Source organism: Dactylosporangium sp. CA-092794, from assembly GCF_050948465.1.
In the GTDB taxonomy this organism is placed as follows: Bacteria; Actinomycetota; Actinomycetes; order Mycobacteriales; family Micromonosporaceae; genus Dactylosporangium.
In genome coordinates this window covers 12,272,497-12,290,229 of sequence record NZ_CP192044.1, presented here as the reverse complement: position 1 = coordinate 12,290,229, position 17,733 = coordinate 12,272,497, and the positions used below count along the sequence as shown (strand labels likewise).

Genomic DNA, 17,733 nt, shown 5'->3' with positions numbered 1-17,733 from the left:
CTGACATAAATAATCACGCCCGGCCGCCCGGCGGGACGTCCTCCCTCTGGAGCCGACGAGAGATCTTGTCACTGATCTCGGCCAGGAACTCCGGCTTCCCCATCTCCAGGTGCGTGCACAGGATCTGCGACTCCCAGATCTCGCCGGTGACGTAAGGGGACCATTCGGCCGCCGCGGGCGACTCCTCGTTCCGCCCGTTCAGGGCCGTGAAGAACTGGATGTCGCCCGCGAAGCGCCCGGGCCGGTGCTCCGCGAGGATGCGGACGTGGCTCTGGAACACCGCAAGGATGTTCCCGGCCGTCTCGGGTGTGATGCCCGCGGAAACCCCTAGCTGGCGATGGACCGCACGCAGCAGTTCACTCGACACGAGCTCGCCATCCGGCCCGGGGCCTGGCGCGACCCCGAGAGCCCCGGCGATGTGGTCAAGGATCTCTGTGGAGGAGCTTTCCTGTCCGTGCGCCGGATACGAGTCCAGCAGGGCGAGCATCGCCACGGGTTCCCCCGCCTCTTGCAGCAGTACCGCGATCTGGTGAGCCACCGCACCACCGAACGACCATCCCAGTAGTTGGTAAGGCCCGCTCGGTTGAACCGCGCGAATCTGCTCGATGTAATCGTCCGCCATCTCCCGCACACTGCCGGGAAGGTCTGCTTTCCCGTCCAGACCTCGTGCCTGGAGCGCGTAGATCGGATGCCCTTCGGGGAAGAACTGCGCGAGCGGCGCGTAGGACCAGCCGATCCCGCCGCCGGGATGGATACAGAAGAGCGGCTCCCGGTCACCCTTCTTCCGGATCGGCAGCAGTACATCGAAGGACCCCGCGGTGATCGGCGAGTCGAGCTGCCGGGCCAGCGCCGCGACGGTCGGCGTCTCGAACAGCGTCCGGATGCTGATCTCGGTGTTCAGTACGGTGCGGATGCGTGAGATCAGCCGGGTCGCCAGCAGCGAATGCCCGCCCAGCTCGAAGAAGCTGTCGTCGATGCCGACTCTTTCCAGCCCCAGCACCTCCGCGAACAGCGCACAGAGCGCTTCCTCCCGAGGGGTGGAAGGCCCTCGCGACACCGCACCGAAGTCGGGAGCCGGCAAAGCCCGCCGATCGATCTTCCCGTTCGGCGTCAACGGCAACGCATCCAGGACGACAACAGCGGAGGGCACCATGTACTCCGGCAGCACATCGGCCAGCCCGGCCCGAACCGCGGCGACATCCACCAACTGGCCGGAAGCCGGCACGACGTACCCCACCAACCCACCCGGTCCATCGTCACGCGGCACAACCGCACACCGCCCCACGGAAGGCTGACGGCCCAAAGCGTTCTCGACCTCACCGAGCTCCACCCGGAAACCGCGAACCTTCACCTGGTCATCGGCCCGGCCGATGAACTCCAGTTGCCCGTCCGCCCGCCACCGCACCACATCACCGGTGCGGTACATCTGCGCTCCCGGCTCACCGAACGGGCACGCCACGAACCGCTCCGCGGTGAGACCGGGGCGCCCGAGATAGCCGCGTGTCACACCGGTGCCGGCGAGGTAGAACTCGCCGGCGACGCCGACCGGTACCGGACGCAAATGAGCATCCAGCACATACGCACGGGTGTTGTCGATCGGCCGCCCAATCGGCGCGTCGCCGCCCGATCGCAGCCCGAAGACGCTGTCGAAGCTGACCTCGGTGGCGCCGGACGTGTTGACCAGCTGCGCGCCGGGCAGCACCCGACCGAATCGGCGCACCGTCGCCGACGGCAGTACGTCGCCGCTGCTCACCCACAGCCGAGCGGAGGACAGCAGTTCGTCGTCCTCCAGTTCGAGCAGGCTGGCCAGCAGCGCCGGGGTCACGGTGATCCGCCCGATCCGGTGGCGCAGCCCCAGGCGCGCCATCTCCCGGGCGTCCCGGGCCTGTTCGGCGTCGGCCATCACCACCACGGCCCCGTGCACCAGCGCGCCCATCAGCTCCGAGGAGCCGTCCGCGAAACTCAGGGAGCTCTTCGCGAGCACCCGCTCACCCGGCGGGTACGGGAAGACCCGGCCGAACCACAACAGCCGGTTCACCATTCCCCGGTGATCCCCGACCACGCCCTTGGGCCGGCCGGTGGAGCCGGAGGTGTAGATCACATATGCCGGATGCTCCACCCGCAGCGGCGCCAGACGCTGCGCATCGGTGATGTCACGGTCATCCCCGGCCGTTGGTACATCGTCGAGAACCACAACCGGAACCCGATCCTCCACCACACCACGATGCCGCGCCGTGGTCACCACGCAGACCGGCGCCGCGTCCCGCAACATGTAGTCGATCCGGGAAGCCGGATACCCCAGATCGATCGGAACATAGGCACCACCGGCCTTCAACACCCCCAGCACAGCAACCACAAAATCCGCCGACCGCGGCAGCGCCAACGCCACCACACACTCCGGTCCCACACCCCGCCCCACCAGCAGCCGCGCCAACCGGTTCGCCCGCGCGTTCAACTGCCCATACGTCAGCACCTGATCCTCGAAGACCACCGCGACCGCATCCGGACTCGCCGCCACCTGACGCTCGAACAACTCCGGCACCGTCACCACCGGAACATCCCGCGCCGTATCGTTCCACCCCACCAGAATCCGGTGGCGCTCCTCCGCCGACAGGATCTCAAAGCCGGACAGCGGGCCATCAGGGTCGGCCGTCACCTGTTCCAGCAGCCGCAGGAGACGCTGCCCGATCTCCTCCACGGTGCGCCGGTCGAACAGGTCGGCCGCGTAGGTGATGTCACCGGCCAGCCCTCCGCCGGTGCCGGCCTGCTCGGTGAACTGGAGGTCGAGGTCGAACTTCGCCAGCGATCCCTGGATCGCCAGCCGCTCGGTCTCCAGCCCGTGGAAGCGGTACTCCGCCCGGGCGTTGTTCTGCAGGGTCAGCATGGTCTGGAAAAGCGGGTGGTGAGCCATGGAACGGTCCGGGTTCAGGTCTTCGACCAGCCGCTCGAACGGCACGTCCTGGTGGGCGAACGCGGCCAGGTCGGTCTCCCGGACCCGCCGGAGCAGTTCGGTGAAGGTGGGGTCGCCCGACAGGTCGGTCCGCAGGACGAGCGTGTTGACGAAGAAGCCGGCAAGCTCGTCGAGTGCCTCGTCGGTGCGCCCGGCCACCGGCGATCCGATCGGCACGTCACTGCCGGCGCCCAGCCGGGACAGCAGGGCCGCCACCGCCGCCTGCAACGCCATGAACAGGCTGGCGCCGTTCGCCGCGGCCAGGGCGGCCAGGGCGTGGTGTATCCGCGCGGGAACGCGCACCTCGACGGTGCCGCCCCGGTGCGTGGGGACCGCGGGGCGCGGCCGGTCGTACGGCAGCGCCAGCTCCCGCGGTGCGCCCTGGAGCGCCTGCCGCCAGAAGCCGAGTTGTTCGCTCAGGAGGCTGCCGGGGTCGTCCCCGCTGCCCAGGAGTTCGCGCTGCCACAGGGTGTAGTCCGCGTACTGCACCGGCAGCGGTTCCCAGCCGGGCCGCCCGCCCGCCCACCGGGCCTCGTACGCCACCGACAGGTCCCGCGCCAGCGGCGCGACCGACCAGCCGTCACCGGCGATGTGGTGGATGACCACCAGGAGCACGTGCTCGTGGTCGTTCACGCGGAACAGGTGAGCGCGCAGCGGCAGATCGCGGGTCAGGTCGAACGGAGTCAAGACGACCGTTCGCAGCGCATCCTCGAGCTCGGTCTCGGACACCGGCGTCACTGCCAGCGGTACCCGAGCCTGCTCTTCACCCAGAATCTCCTGGCGCGGCCGGCCGTCTACGGCCGGGAACACGGTCCGCAACGCCTCGTGCCGGAGTACCAGATCCTCCAGCGCTGTCCCGAGCGCGGCCGTGTCCAGTTCGCCGGAGAGCCGCAGTACCAAAGGCATGTGATAAGTGGCGTTCGGCCCTTCGAGCTGGGTCAGGAACCACAACCGCTGCTGGGCGAATGAGAGGGGTACGACCTCCGGCCGCGCCCCGGCCGCCGGCATCGCCCGCCGCCGCGTCCCTGCGGCGTCCAGGCGCCCGGCCAGCGATGCGACGGTTGGCGTCTCGAACAGCGTCCGGATGCTGATCTCGGTGTTCAGCACGGTGCGTATACGAGAGATCAGCCGGGTTCCCAGCAGCGAATGCCCGCCGAGGTCGAAGAAACTGTCGTCCACGCCGACCGTTTCCAGCCCCAGCACCTCCGCGAACAACGCACACAATGCCTCTTCCCGGGGCGTAGCAGGCCCACGACCGCGCGACACCGTGGCGAAGTCGGGAGCCGGCAAAGCCCGCCGATCGACCTTCCCGTTCGGCGTCAACGGCAACGCATCCAGGACGACAACGGCCGAGGGCACCATGTACTCCGGCAGTACACCGGCCAACCCGGCCCGGATACCCGCGACATCCACGGACTCTCCGGGGACGGGCACGACGTACCCCACCAACCCACCCGGTCCGTCGGCACGCGCGACAACCGCACACTGGCCCACGCGAGGCTGCCGGCCCAGCGCGTCCTCCACTTCGCCGAGCTCAACCCGGAAGCCGCGAATCTTGACCTGGTCATCGACCCGGCCGGCGAACTCCAGTTGCCCGTCCGCCCGCCACCGCGCCACATCACCGGTGCGGTACATCCGCGCGCCCGGCGCACCGAACGGACACGCGACGAAACGCTCGGCGGTCAGTCCCGGCCGCCCGAGGTACCCCCGGCCCAGCTGCTCTCCGGCCAGGTACAGCTCGCCCACGACCCCCACCGGCACCGGGCTCAGGCTCGCGTCCAGCACGTACACCTGGGTGTTCCACACCGGCCGGCCGATCGGCACCACGCCGGCGGCCGACCGTGCATCGGGCGCGTCGGCGGTGAACGTGACGTCCACCGAAGCCTCGGTGGGGCCGTAGAGGTTGTCGAGCCGCGCACTCAGGACCTGCCGGAAGCGGGCCGCCAGCTCGCCGGGTAGCGCTTCACCGCTGCAGATCACCCGGCGCAGGCTGGTATCGCCGGCGGCCGCGGGCTCGTTGAGGAACGCCGGCAGCATCGGCGGAACGAAGTGCACGGTGGTGACCCGCTGGGCCTGGATCAGGCCGGCCAGATAGGCCGGGTCCCGGTGCCCGTCCGGCCGGGCCACCACCATCACCGCGCCCGACAGCAGCGGGAGGAGCAGCTCCCACACCGAGACGTCGAAGCTGGACGGCGTCTTGTGCAGCACCCGGTCGTCCGGGCTCAGCCGGTACTCGTCTCGCATCCACAGCAGCCGGTTCACGATGCCCCGGTGCGGAACGACCACGCCCTTGGGCCGGCCGGTGGAGCCGGAGGTGTAGATCACGTATGCCGGATGTTCCGTCCGTAGTGGTGTCAGACGCTGCGCGTTGGTGATGTCGTGGTCGTCTTCGGTGGTTGGTACGTCGTCGAGGACCACGATCGGGGCCTGATCTTCGACGATGCCGCGGTGCTGTGTCGTGGTCACTATGCAGACCGGTGCCGCGTCTCGCAGCATGTAGGTGATCCGGGCGGCTGGGTATCCTAGATCGATGGGGACGTAGGCGCCGCCGGCCTTGAGCACTGCCAGTAGGGCGATCACGAAATCCGCCGACCGGGGCAGTGCCAAGGCCACCGCGCATTCCGGTCCCACACCCCGGCTCACGAGTAGCCGCGCCAGCCGGTTGGCGCGGGCGTTCAACTGTGCATACGTCAGTACCTGGTCCTCGAAGACCACGGCGGTCGCATCCGGACTCGCCGCCACCTGACGCTCGAACAACTCCGGTACGGTCATCACCGGAACATCCCGCGCCGTGTCGTTCCACTCCACGAGAATCCGGCGGTGCTCCTCCCCGGACAACATCTCGAAGCGAGACAGCGGCGATTCCGGAGCGAGGGTCGCGAACTGCTCCAGAATGCGACGGAAAAGGACAGCGTTCTTCCGGTTGCTTCCCTCGTCGTACCGGTCGGCGTTCGCGCTGAAAACTATCTTGAGGTCGTCGTCCATGGGCCGGTCATAGACCGACAGCAGCACGTCTCCGATCGGTCCGTTGGCCATCGTGTGGGCCGTGGTGGTCAAACCCGGCAGGGCCAGGTCCGCTCCGAAGGACATCACGTTGACCACCAGTCCGACCAGGGGATCCCGGCCCGCCGTCCGAACATCGCGGAGCATGTCCGCATAGCGGTAGCGCTGATGGCGCAAACCTTCCTTGACCGCCTGCGCGGTGATCCGGACGAGTTCGCCCAACGACATGCCCGGACGCAGCGCGACACGAATGGGCAGGATGTTGGCCATCATGCCGGGAATGCCGCGCTGATCCTTCCCGACTCGGGCCGAGACGGAAAGACCGACCATGACATCGTGCGCGCCCGTCGCTTTGTGGAGGGTGACCACGGCGGCCGCGATCGCCAGACCGCCCAGGCTCGTCCGCATGTTCCGGGCCGCATGCCGAAGTCCGGCGGCGGCCTCGGGAGCCAGTTCTTCAGGATGGCGAAGGAACGTGAACGGCAGGCCGGCCGCGAACGGCGCCGCGCTCAGACTCGCCGTCTCCGGGCGGTCGGCGAGCACCGTGGCCCAGTACTGCCGATCCCTGGAGAAGTCGTCCGAACCGCGGTAGGCGGAGTCATCGGCAATCAGCTTCGCGATGGAACGGGCGGGTCCCGGCGCGTACGTTCCACCGGTGGCGAGGGATCGGTATATCTCGGCAAGCCGATCGACGACGAGTGCGCCGCTGAATCCGTCGACAATCACATGGTGAGCGCGCTCGTACCAGAAGTGCCGGTCTTCTCCGACCTTCAAGAGCGCTTGCACGAAAAGCGGAGCGTCAACCATGGTGAACGGGCTTCGGGTGTCCGACCGGATCCACTGCATGGCGGCCGACTCCGCATCGTCATGCTGCCTGAAGTCGATGAACCGCATTTCCCATCCGCCGGGGTCGCTCACGTACTGCCGCAGCTTCTCACCGTCGTCGACGAAACGCAGGTGGAAGAACTCGATCTCGTCGAGGGTGTGGCGCAGTGAACGCTCGAAGAGGCCGACATCCAGCGGGCCCCGGATGTCCAGATACTCCACGATATTGAAGATGGGGTTGCCTGGATCAAACTGCTGGGAGTACCAAATCTCGGTCTGCCCGGGCAGCAGATCCCAGTGATCGCCTCGGATTTCGGACACGCCAAGCTCCTGTTCTCTACATCGAGTCAATTTTTGGCGGCCGTCACAGGTCCGAAAGGCTCTTCGGTCTCATGTCGGTCCAGTTCTCCTCGATGTATGCGAGGCACTCATCCCGGCCGGCCCGCCCGAAAGCGGTCGACCATCCCGGGGGAACCTCGATGTACGCGGGCCACAGCGAGTGCTGACCTTCCTGGTTGACCAGCACGAGGTATGCGCCTTCGGCGTTCTCAAAGGGATTTCCCATGGTTTATCTGATTCCTCTTTGTCGATGTCAGAACTTCGCGCGTCGCGCCAACTCGTGGAAGGCGAGCTCAATGCGGTCAAGGGTCCGGGCCACGTGGGGCACGCGGAGAGGGTCGGCCGACGTCAAGGCGCGCCATCGCTGCTCGTCCGTCTCGCCGTAGAGCAGGCTGGTAGCCGCCCGAAACCGCAGACAAGAGACGGCCTCACCGAAGTGGTGGCCGCCGAGGACCGCGATACCGAATTCGTCCAGGAGGTACCGCTGCAGCCCCGGCGAGTCCCTGACGCCGATCCCGGCCAGCTCGGCTCGGATCGGCTCGAAGTCCGGGTAGACATAGAAAGCGCCCTGGGGAGCGTTGCCGCGTGCGCCGGCATACGTCATGATCCGGTGCACGTCGGCGGCGACCGCACCGTGCAGGAAGGCGCTCTGGGCGAGATGCTGCCGGATGTCTTCGGACTCGTTCAGCGCGTAGGCCGCGACCTGCTGCATCGGCCCGGCCAGGGTGGACCATGTCTCGCTGGCCACGGCCGCGACACCGGCGTGAAGGTCTTGTCCCGGCGCGCCGGCCGGAAAGCGGGCCAGCCCGATCCGCCAACCGCCCAGGGCCAGGCTCTTGCTCAGCCCGGTGACAACGACGGTGCGATCCGGTAGGAATTCCGCCGGGCTCGCCATCGGGTCCGCCGGTGCGTGCAGCGTGTCCCGGTAAATCTCGTCTGACACGATGATCAGACGCTCGTCCTCCGCGATCCGGCACAGCTCTCGGATCATCTCGGGGGGAGCAAGGGTACCCGTCGGATTGTCGGGCAGGGTGACGATCAGGACCCGGGGATCACCGCCTTCGGCCCTGGCCCGGCGGATCGTGTCCTGAAGGGCCGATGCCTCTGGGACGCCGCCGCACCTCTCCGGAACCGGTACGAGGTACGGCTTGTGGCCGAACAGCCTGGCCTGCGGGGCGTAGGTGACCCAGCACGGGTTGGGCAGAATGACATCGCCACCGATGGCGGCGACGAGAGCGGCCAGCAGCGGCTTGCTGCCGGGGGCGACGATGATTTGCTCCGGGAGCGTGGCGAGCCGGCGCCGCGTGAAGTAACCGGCCGCGGCCTCCCGGACGTCCGGGCTGCCGGCGACGGGGCCGTACTCGTGGCGATAGGCGCCCTTGGCCAGCTGTTCAACAAGGCTCGGGTGTACGGGAAGGCGCGACTCCCCGAACCCGAGGTGCACGATGTCCTCGCCGGCCGCACGGCGCTTGGCGATCTCCTGGTCCAGGGCCAGGTTGGGCGAGATTCCCGCGTGCCTGCTCAAGACACGAACCCTCGCCCGGTCCAGGACTCGTCCGTCCCCGGCACGCCGTGGATGGCCGCGACGAGGTCGGGCGGCGTGTCGGGATGGAGCGTCAGATCGTCGATCCAGGCCGCGTCCGCCGAGTAGTGCGCCCGGAACGGCCGGCCGACCAGGTTCGGGGTGCGCGCCTGCAGCATCCGGAGCTGGAAGAACCGGCCCTGGGAGGTCTCCTCCACGCCGTCCACCACCACTTTGCCTGCCGTGACCGACATCACCGGGCCCCGGACCGTCCGAGCCAGTCCGGGCAGGTCTCGGTACGCCTCGGTGAAGATCCGGCCGGCCCGGTCGAGCGAGACCCGGAAGTACTCATACGGCCCGGTGTCACGGGCGATGAACAGGTAGTAGGGCACCGCCCCGGCCGCCAGCTCCTTCCGCCAGAGGTCGGACCAGACCGCCGGGTCGTCGTTCACGTGCCCGATCAGCGGCGCCTGGCAGTAGACGACGGCTCCGGCGGACAGGATGCGCGACAGGCCCCGCCGCGCCAGGTCGGTGTCGATCTCCCGGGGGTGGCTGAAGTGCGCCATGACGGCCAGGGTCCGGCCGGAGCGCACGACGTCCTCGAAGAGCCGGAGCAGGTCGTCGGCGTCGGCATCGGTGGAGAACCGCTGTGGCCAGTAGGCCAACGACTTGGTGCCGATGCGGATCGTGCGCACGCTCGAGACGGACAGGAGCGGACGCACGTGCTCGTCGAGCCTCGCCGTTGACATGATCATCGGATCGCCACCGGTGATGAGCACATCGCTGACCTCCGCGTGGGACCGCAGATAGGTGACGAGCCAATCCGGTCCGGGAGCGGCGAAACGCAGATCCGGATCCCCGATGAACTGGGCCCACCGGAAGCAGTAGGTGCAGTAGGCGTGACAGCTCTGCCCGTGTACCGGGAAATAGAGCAGGGTTTCCCGGTACTTGTGCTGGATCCCAGGCAGCCGGACGCCGTCCAGCGTCGGCACATTCAGTTCCCGCTGGCCGGATGGGTGCGGATTCATCGCACGGCGGATCCGCGCGATGAGTGCGGCGAGCTCGCCCGCGTCCGCGCGACTCTGGCTGAGCCGGGCCAGCTCCTTCTCGTCACCGGCGTCGATCATTCCCGGCTGCGGGAACACGAGCTGGTACATCGGGTCGCCGGGCACGCGGGACCAGTCGATCAGTTCCGACAGCACGTACTCGTTGACCCGGAACGGCAGCACCAGCGAGTGCAGGCGCATGCTCTCGGCGAGGTCCGCGGGTATCCGGAATCGTTCGACGATGTGATCGAGTTCTCGTGGCCCGTATGCCCGAAAACGGCCTGAAGCCGGCAGAACTTGCGGGTTGGTGGGGTCGTCAGTGACGAGGTCGACGCGGAGAGTCGCGCCGTGGGTCGACTGTGGCCGGATCACCTATGGGCCCCTTCGCCGTGTAGATCGCGGACGGTTTGCCCTACTACGAAGCCCGCGCTCCTGGGGTTCACGAGTCATCGGCGAAAACCGGCCGGTCGACGAGAAAGCGAGCTGAGCGGCCGGTGCCACGAGACGGCAGATGCGACATCGACTGGGGCACGACCATCTGGGCAACGGGCAAACCCGGCGCTGACACCAAAGCGGGGCATCGCCGAGTTGACCGGCGATGCCCCGCAGGACCGTTTTCGGTGGCCTGGCGCTGGCGCTAATTCGTCACGGTGATGCGGACCGCGTCGAAGGCCGGGGTCTCGTTGGCCTTCTGCATCATCGGGATGCGGTGCGAGCCGTCACCGGCCCACGAGGCGCACTGGGCGGTGCCGGCGGTGGGCATGCCGGTCACGTTGATGGTGACGACGTCCGGCTGGGCGCTGCCGCCGCTGTCCTCGGTGGCGACGAAGAACGCCGGCGCCACGGTCGGGTCCGGCGCGAGGCGGGTGCTGGCGAGCATGCGGCACGCGGTGTGGAAGTGGCCGCGGGTCAGGCCGTCGGCGGTCAGGAACGCGCTCTCGAGGTAGTAGCCGCCCGCCGCGGCGCCGAGGAAGCGGTCGCGGACCAGGTTGCGGGTGCTCACCTGGATGGTGAAGGCCTGGCCCACCCGGACCCGCTGCGGTGCCCCGGTGATGAGCAGCGTCGGGTTCTTGTCCTGGCTGCTGACCTCGCCGAACGCCGTGCTCACGCAGCGCGGGGCGTTCTGGAAGCCGTCGTGCGCCGGGAGCTTGCTCTGGCTGCAGTCGTTGCCGAGCGTGTCCAGGGTGGTGCCGGTGCTGCTGCCGGCGTTCGGCGCGCCGGTCGTCGTTGTCGTCGCGGCCGGGGTCGGGCAGTTCGGGTTGACGCGGCGCCAGTTGGGCCGGCCCTGCACCTGGCCGTCGCCGACGTGGTTGGTCACCCGGTGGCCGTTCTGCGTCCCGCCGCTCACGTCACCTGCGGTCTGGCCGGGCTTGGGAACATCACCCGCGGCGGGGTTGGCGCCGACGCCCGGGTCGGCCGAGGCATCCGCCGACGCCTTCGCGGCGGGTGCGCTGCTCGAGCCGGCGCGGCCGGTCGCGGGGCCCTTCGCGGTGGCGGTCGCGCACGCCGCGCTCCCGCCGCCCTGCGGCTGCCGTTTCCAGGTGGACGCATTCGAGATCTGTGTGACCGTGAGGCCCGCCGCGAAGGCGAGCACCGCAGCACCGATGGATAGCACTCGCTTGTTCCGGAAGAACCCGGGCTTGCCTTCGGTCGAGCCGGCCTCATCTTCAGACCAGCGCGGGTATGCGGCCGACCTTCGCTGCATGACGGAAACCTCTCTCATTTCTGACTGGCGCCGACGGCTCGGCGCCGCCGGGGGGCTGGTGGGGGTAGCGGAACCCAGATAACCCACCGGAAGCTAAACCTCGTATCCGGTTGCCAATCTAGAATTGAAGATTGACCATCGTCAAGCGTCGGAGCAGGAACTAAGCAACTCTAAAGGCTATCCCAAAGCGCACTTACAGATCGCGCATTTGCGCAGGTCGGACCCGCCGCCGAGAGCCCAAAAAATGGACCTCAGGCGCTTATTTGGAAATGATTAAGGCGCGGATTTACCGTGCGCCGTAGCCATGCTTTTACCCTCGGTGGGCGCGGCTTCCGAATCGGGCGTCGGCGCATCCGGCTCCTGGGCGCCGGAGGCGGCCGTTCGCCGGTGATCCAGCACCACGCCGAAGACGCAGATCGCGGCGATGAGCACCAGCGCCGCCAAGGCCCAGCCGAGGTAGGAGGTGCCGCCGGTGGGGGCGCTGCCGCCGGCGTCGGCAGCGTCGGCCGCGTCGCCGGCGGTGTCGGCGGTCCCGTCCGGGATCGCGCCGCCGTGCTCGGCCGCGTGCCCGCCCTGGCCCGCCGGTGCGGCCGTGAGCGCGAGCACCGGAGCGGGATGCTCACCCGGCGCGGCGGCCGCCCCAGGCTGGCCCGTCCAGCGCACCTGCGTGCCGTCGGAGTTGGTCAGCACCACGCCGAACGACAGCTTCGCCACGGCCGGCAGCGGCCCGATCGACAGCGGCAGCTCGGTCGTCCCGCCCGGCGGTAGCTCCTTGCCCGGCATCGCGATCCACTTCACCGCCGTCGTGACGTCGGTGATCTGGTAGCCGTGCAGCGACTCGACCGGCTTGTCGATCTTCACGTTGGTCATCGCGGGTGCCCAGTCGGCCACCGACAGCGGGTACACCTCGGCGATCGGGGTGTCCGCCGGCAGCTGCACGTCGATCGTGGTGATCGAGGCCGTCTGGCTCTCGTTCGTGATGCGGAACGTCAGGTTGGCGGCGTCACGCTGCGCCGCCTCGGTCGGCGTGACGGACACGTCGGCCCAGGCGGGTGCGGCGATGCCGACGAGGCCCAGGACACTGGTTCCGGCGATGGCTGCGCGGACGGCCCACCTCGGTCGCCGCTGAGAGCCCGCCTGCGTGTACTCCACACCGGGTTGTTCGTGTGGGCAGGGCCGGAGGGTTCAATCCCTCGGGCAAGAATTTCGGCGGCCGCGCCACCGGCGTCAGCTGGGGTGTTTGGCGTCGACCCGGCTCAGCACGGTGCCGACCAGGCGGCGCCAGTCGGCGGTGAACTCCGGGCCGGTGCTGTGCTGACCCACCCAGTAGACCGCATAGCTGGCCACGATGATCGCGTTGCCCTGGCCGACCACCGCCACGGCGACGTCGGCCGTGCCGGGGCTCGCCGCCTCGTACACCTTGTGCCGCAGCGTCACGAAGCCCTTCCACCCGCCGGAGACCAGCGGCTCGATCGTGCTGGTCTCGGTGTATCCGGCCTCGGCGGTGTCGTCGCGCGGCCCGGCGGTCCGGGACGCTTTCGGCGGGCAGGCGTCCATCGTGTCCTGCAGCGACGCGAATGCCGCCTCCATCGCGGCCGCGTCCTTGTAGACGAGGCCCATCTGGTCGAAGGCCTGCGCGCCCCGGTCGCCCTCGTCGGCCATCGACGCGGCGATCACGGTCGGCGAGCCGGGCACCGGCGGCCGGGTCGCGAGCCCCGGGCAGAGCGGTATCAGGCTCGTCACCGGCGGCGACGACTGCTCGGGGCGCTTCCACGTCGGACCGACGTCGGCCGGCTGCAGCACGCCGGCCTGCAGCTTGGCGACCGTGTACGGGCCGCCGTCCGGCGCCGGGCCCTCGCCGCCGCCCGAGCAGCCCGCCAGCGCCAGCGTCACGGCGACGCTACCGGCCGTCACCGTCCGAAGAATTCTCGTGGCTGTCGACACGCGCCCATCCTCGCAGACGCCCGACGAGCGGGGCCGCCCTCGGGTGAGGGCGGCCCCGGTTCTGTGGTGCGGTCGGATCAGAGGGCTTTCCAGGCGCCCCACGGATCGGCGAGGGGAACCTGGTTACGGGTCCACCACTTGGCGACGTACTTCTTGCCCTGGTAGACCACCACGTCCGTGGCGTTGAAGATGCGCGACGGGGTCCAGATGGCGGTGCCGTCCGGGGCCGTCTTGATCTCCATCCAGGCGCCGTAGGGGTCGCCCGGAGTTTGGTGCGTGTTGTACCACAGCGCCTGCCACGTGGAGCCCTGGTAGGTGACCAGGTCCCCGTTGTAGTAGATCTTCGACGAGTTCCAGGCCGGCGGCACCGGGGTCACGGGCGGGTTCAGCCCGATGACGACCGGGTCGTGGTCCGACGCCGCGAACGGGTCGCTGCCGTTGAACAGCAGGGTGGCGTTGTAGTTGTAGCGGCTGTACGCGTAGGCGATCGCTTCCTGCGCGTTGATCTGCCACACGTCCGCCCCGGTGACCAGCGCACGCGCGGGCGCGTTGGCCAGCACGTGGTCGAGGGAGCCCTCCAGGCTGTTGAAGGAGTACGTCCACTCGGACGGGTCGAGGGCCGAGCCCAGGTCGGTGTAGCCCGCCGCGTACAGCACCTGCAGCGGGTCCTCCTGGGTGTACGAGTTGAAGTCGCCGACCAGGAAGATCCGGTCGGTGCCGAGGCTCGCGGCCACCTGCGTGGCGAAGGCGCTGGTGTCCTGCGCCTCGTGGACCCGGGTGGCGTTGAACGCACCCTGGTCCACCGCGGGCGACGACGTGTCCTCGGCGTCGCCCGGGTACATCGGCGTGCCGCTGCCCTTCGACTTCCAGTGGTTGGCGACGACGAGGAACACGTCGGCGTCGGTCGCGCCGGCCCGCTTGAAGCCCTGGGCCAGCGGCTCCCGGGCGATCGAGAACGACTGGCCGGGGCCCGAGGCGGTGGTGAGCACCGTCGAGGTCCCGACGAGCGCCACGTCGGCCGGCTTGTAGATGAACGCGGTGCGGATCACGTCCTCGTCGGCGACGGCCGGCAGCTTGTCGGCGGACGGCGAGGGCACGTAGGCCCACACCGGCGCGCCGGCGGCCGCGTTGAGCGCGTCGACGAGGGTGGCGAGCGCGGCGTCGCGGGACTCGCCGAACTTGGCCGAGTTCTCGACCTCCTCCAGCGAGACGATGCTGGCGCCGAGCCGGTTGATGCCGGTCACGATCTTCGCCTGCTGCCGCTGGAAGCTGGCGTCGTTGGCGGCGCCGCGCGGGCCGGCGCTGCCGTCGGTGCCGGTGCAGGTGTTCACCGCGATGCGGTTGCCCGCCCGGTCGGTGTAGTACGTGCAGGTGCCGAGGCCCTTGGCGACGTACTCCTCGCCGGTCAGCGGGAAGTAGTTCTCCACGTTGAACGTCGCCAGGCGGAGGTTGCCGCCGACGTTCGCCGGCTGCTGGTTGCCGGTGCGGGTGTCGCTGAAGGTCGCGACCGCCGCCCCGTTGTCGGTCACCTGCCGGGTCGGCTGGAAGTTCCACAGCGAGAACCGGTACTCCAGAATCACCGGCTGGTGGAAGGTGACCGTCGACCCGACGCTGACCGTGTTGGCCGGCGTGAGCCACGGCAGGGGCGTGCCGGCGTTCGAGGCGTTGCTGTAGTTGAGGCTCGCGCCGTCGTCCAGCGTCACCATCCGGGCCGCGTTGTCGGCGGCCACGGCCTGCGCCTGGGCGCTGCCGGCCGCTCCGGCGTCGGTGGGCTGGCGCAGCGGCGTGTCACCGGCCGCGAGGGTGAAGGAGCCGTACCAGTTCGCGTCGTAGTTGTCCGACACCGTGAAGGTGCCCTGCGGCGCGACCAGCTCGCCCTCGTGGGCCTCCTTCTGCGCGTCCGTCGCGAGGCTCGACCACGGGATCGCGTCCGGCACGACGGCCGGCAGCGCGGTGGCGAGCTGCGTGACCGAGGGCGAGGAGATCTCGGTCTCGCCCTGGAACTCCTGCACGGTACCGGTGACCCGGACGCTGTCGCCGATGTTCACCTGACCGGCCGAGATCGAGCCGAAGACGAAGACCGCGTCGGAGGCGCCCGGCGTGGCGTCGTCCGCCTCGCTGCCGCCGGCACCGCCGGTCTCCAGGAAGAACCCGTTGAACCCGCCGGTCTTGTACACCGCGGTCACGACACCCTCGGTCGTCACGCTTTGGCCGGTGTACGGCGAGGTGTCCGTGTTCGTGCCCTGGATGGCGGCGATCGGCAGGACCGTGGCCGGGGCGGTGACGACGTAGGTGAACGTCGCCGAGCCGCCGGCGCTGGTCGAGTCGGTCGCGGTGACCGTCACCGAGGAGGTGCCGGCCGCGGTCGGCGTGCCCGTGACGACCCCGGCCGTGGAGATCGACAGGCCCGCGGGCAGGCCGGTCGCGCTCCAGGTGTACGGCGCGGTGCCACCCGAGGCGGCGAGGGTCAGCGGCGCGATCGCCGTGCCCACCGTCGCGTTCTGGGTGCCCGGGTTCGTCACCGTGACCGCCGCCGTGCCGCCGTCGGACGCCGCGTTCTGCGGCTCCGGGGTGGCGGTGTGGAAGTCGGTCGCGTTGTTGTCGGTGTCCGCGCCGGCGGCGTCGCGCTGGTAGCTCAGCACGAGCGAGTTGCCGGTGGTCACCGTGCCCTCGGGGGAGTTGCTGGTGCCCCAGCCGATCTTGTCGATGACCGAGGCGTCGGTGGGCAGGACGCCGACGGCGCTGGCGGCGACGAAGAGCGTGCCGCCGCCGGCGCCCGGGTTGATGCTGCCGCCGGTGTTGAGGTCCGGTGTGGGCAGCGGCGCGCCGGGGTTGGTGGCGGCGCCGTTGCTCGGCAGCTGGATGAGGAAGTGTCCGTGCGCGGCCACCGTGCCCGACAGGGTGAACACCTGCGCGCCGCTGGGCACGACGGTGCTGGTGGGGGCGCGGTACTGCAGGGTGTCGCCGCTCAGCGAGATCGCGCTCGACGTGGGGTTGTACAGCTCGATGAACTTGTTGAGGTAGCTTGCGCCGGACGAGCCGCCATTGACGTACGCCTCGCTGATGACCAGCCCCGTCCCCGCCGGATTGGCGGATGCCGGGTCGGCGAGCAGGGGCCAGGCCAACCCGGCTGTGGACAGGGACAGGACGGCGGCTAATCGCCGGACGATCGCACGGGACATAGACCCGGACCTCCAGGTGGTGGTGATTCGGCCCCGCTGAGCTGGGGGCCGACCTACGGACGCTAGGCGCCTGACGCCGACCTGTCGGCGGACGAAGGCTGAACGGCGTGTGACACGATAAGACAACTTCGCGGAATTGACGCCCTTGCCGACCCTGCACTTGGCCCTGAAGGACCTTCGTCCGTGGAATGCCGTTACGGGCACACATGTGGCGGAATGGGGGGATGAGTCCGTGCTCGGCGGCTACTCGTTCGTGCAGTGTCGGGCTGCTCGGGGCGGCGCTTAGCCTGGCGTTCGTGTACGGCTACGTGATCGCCGATGTCTTCACCGACACCGCCCTGGAGGGCAACCCGCTCGCCGTCGTGCCCGACGCCTCCGGGCTGTCCGGCGAGCGGATGCAGCGCATCGCGCGCGAGATGAACCTGTCCGAGACCACCTTCGTCTTCCCGCCCGCGGCCGGCGGCGACGTGCGCGTGCGGATCTTCACGCCGATCGGGGAGCTGCCCTTCGCCGGGCACCCGACGTTCGGCACCGCCGCGGTCCTGGCCGCGACCGGGCATCCCGGCGTGCGCGGCGGCGAGCTGCGGATGGAGACCGGCATGGGGGTGGTGCCGTTCCGCTTCACCGGAGAGGCGGGCGACGGCCGCGTGCGGGCGCGGATGCTCCAGCCGATCCCGGTGTGGGAGCCCTACGCCCGGGCCGGCGAGCTGCTCGAGGCGCTGGGGGTCCCCGCGTCGAGTCTGCCGGTCGAGGTGTACCGCAACGGGCCGCGCCACGCGTTCGTCGGGCTCGGCAGCGTGGCCGAGCTGTCCGCCCTGCGGGTCGACCTGCGCGCGCTGGCCGACCACGACGACCTGGCCGCGAACTGCTTCGCCCCGGCCGGCGACCCGCTCGTCTGGCGGGCCCGGATGTTCTCGCCCGCCTACGGCGTGACCGAGGACGCCGGCACCGGCTCCGCGGCCGGCCCGCTGGCGCTGCACCTGGGCCGGCACGGCCGGATACCGCTCGGCGCGACCATCACCGTCCGCCAGGGCGTCGAGATGGGCCGCCCCTCGACGATCCGCGCCCGCGCCTCGATGCGCGACGGTGCCGTCGACCGGGTCGAGATCGACGGCACCGCGATCGTCGTCGCCGACGGCCGGCTCTACGTCTGAGCGCCGCCGGGTTCGGACACCGGCGGGCCCACCGTGAGCTCCAGCGCGGGCGGCTGAGGTACT

At 69.7% G+C, this 17,733-nt stretch carries 9 protein-coding genes; 1 reads left to right on the top strand and 8 read right to left on the bottom strand.

From position 1 onward, the window contains the following. Positions 1–13: 13 nt before the first annotated feature. From ACQPXD_RS53305 to ACQPXD_RS53270, 8 genes are all read right to left on the bottom strand, one after another. Positions 14–7,099 carry an amino acid adenylation domain-containing protein gene (locus ACQPXD_RS53305; RefSeq protein ID WP_432832392.1) on the bottom strand — a complete coding sequence of 2,362 codons (7,086 nt, stop codon included), beginning with the start codon at positions 7,097–7,099 and terminating at the stop codon, positions 14–16. A gap of 43 nt (positions 7,100–7,142) precedes the next feature. After that, a complete protein-coding gene (locus ACQPXD_RS53300; protein ID WP_432832390.1) occupies positions 7,143–7,343 on the bottom strand; it encodes an MbtH family protein in 201 nt (66 codons plus the stop codon). A 27-nt stretch (positions 7,344–7,370) separates the two neighbouring features. Further along, positions 7,371–8,642, bottom strand: coding sequence for a pyridoxal phosphate-dependent aminotransferase (locus ACQPXD_RS53295; RefSeq protein ID WP_432832388.1), 1,272 nt, complete (start codon positions 8,640–8,642; stop codon positions 7,371–7,373). Then, a complete protein-coding gene (locus ACQPXD_RS53290) occupies positions 8,639–9,886 on the bottom strand; it encodes a KamA family radical SAM protein (protein WP_432832386.1) in 1,248 nt (415 codons plus the stop codon). The genes ACQPXD_RS53295 and ACQPXD_RS53290 overlap by 4 nt, the downstream gene beginning before the upstream one ends. A 436-nt stretch (positions 9,887–10,322) precedes the next feature. Further along, positions 10,323–11,390, bottom strand: coding sequence for a Pecanex-like protein 1 (locus ACQPXD_RS53285; RefSeq protein ID WP_432832384.1), 1,068 nt, complete (start codon positions 11,388–11,390; stop codon positions 10,323–10,325). 273 nt (positions 11,391–11,663) lie between these two features. Continuing rightward, a complete protein-coding gene (locus tag ACQPXD_RS53280; protein ID WP_432832382.1) occupies positions 11,664–12,542 on the bottom strand; it encodes a YcnI family protein in 879 nt (292 codons plus the stop codon). 75 nt (positions 12,543–12,617) lie between these two features. Then, positions 12,618–13,304, bottom strand: coding sequence for a hypothetical protein (locus ACQPXD_RS53275; RefSeq protein ID WP_432832380.1), 687 nt, complete (start codon positions 13,302–13,304; stop codon positions 12,618–12,620). A 107-nt stretch (positions 13,305–13,411) separates the two neighbouring features. Further along, entirely contained in the window at positions 13,412–16,516 is a 3,105-nt protein-coding gene (locus ACQPXD_RS53270) for an ExeM/NucH family extracellular endonuclease (RefSeq protein ID WP_432832378.1), read from the bottom strand. 296 nt (positions 16,517–16,812) lie between these two features. On the opposite strand from ACQPXD_RS53270, the gene ACQPXD_RS53265 reads away from it, so the two are divergent. Next, positions 16,813–17,670: a PhzF family phenazine biosynthesis protein gene (locus ACQPXD_RS53265; protein WP_432832376.1), complete on the top strand. Its 858-nt coding sequence runs from the start codon at positions 16,813–16,815 to the stop codon at positions 17,668–17,670. The last annotated feature ends 63 nt before the right edge of the window (positions 17,671–17,733 follow it).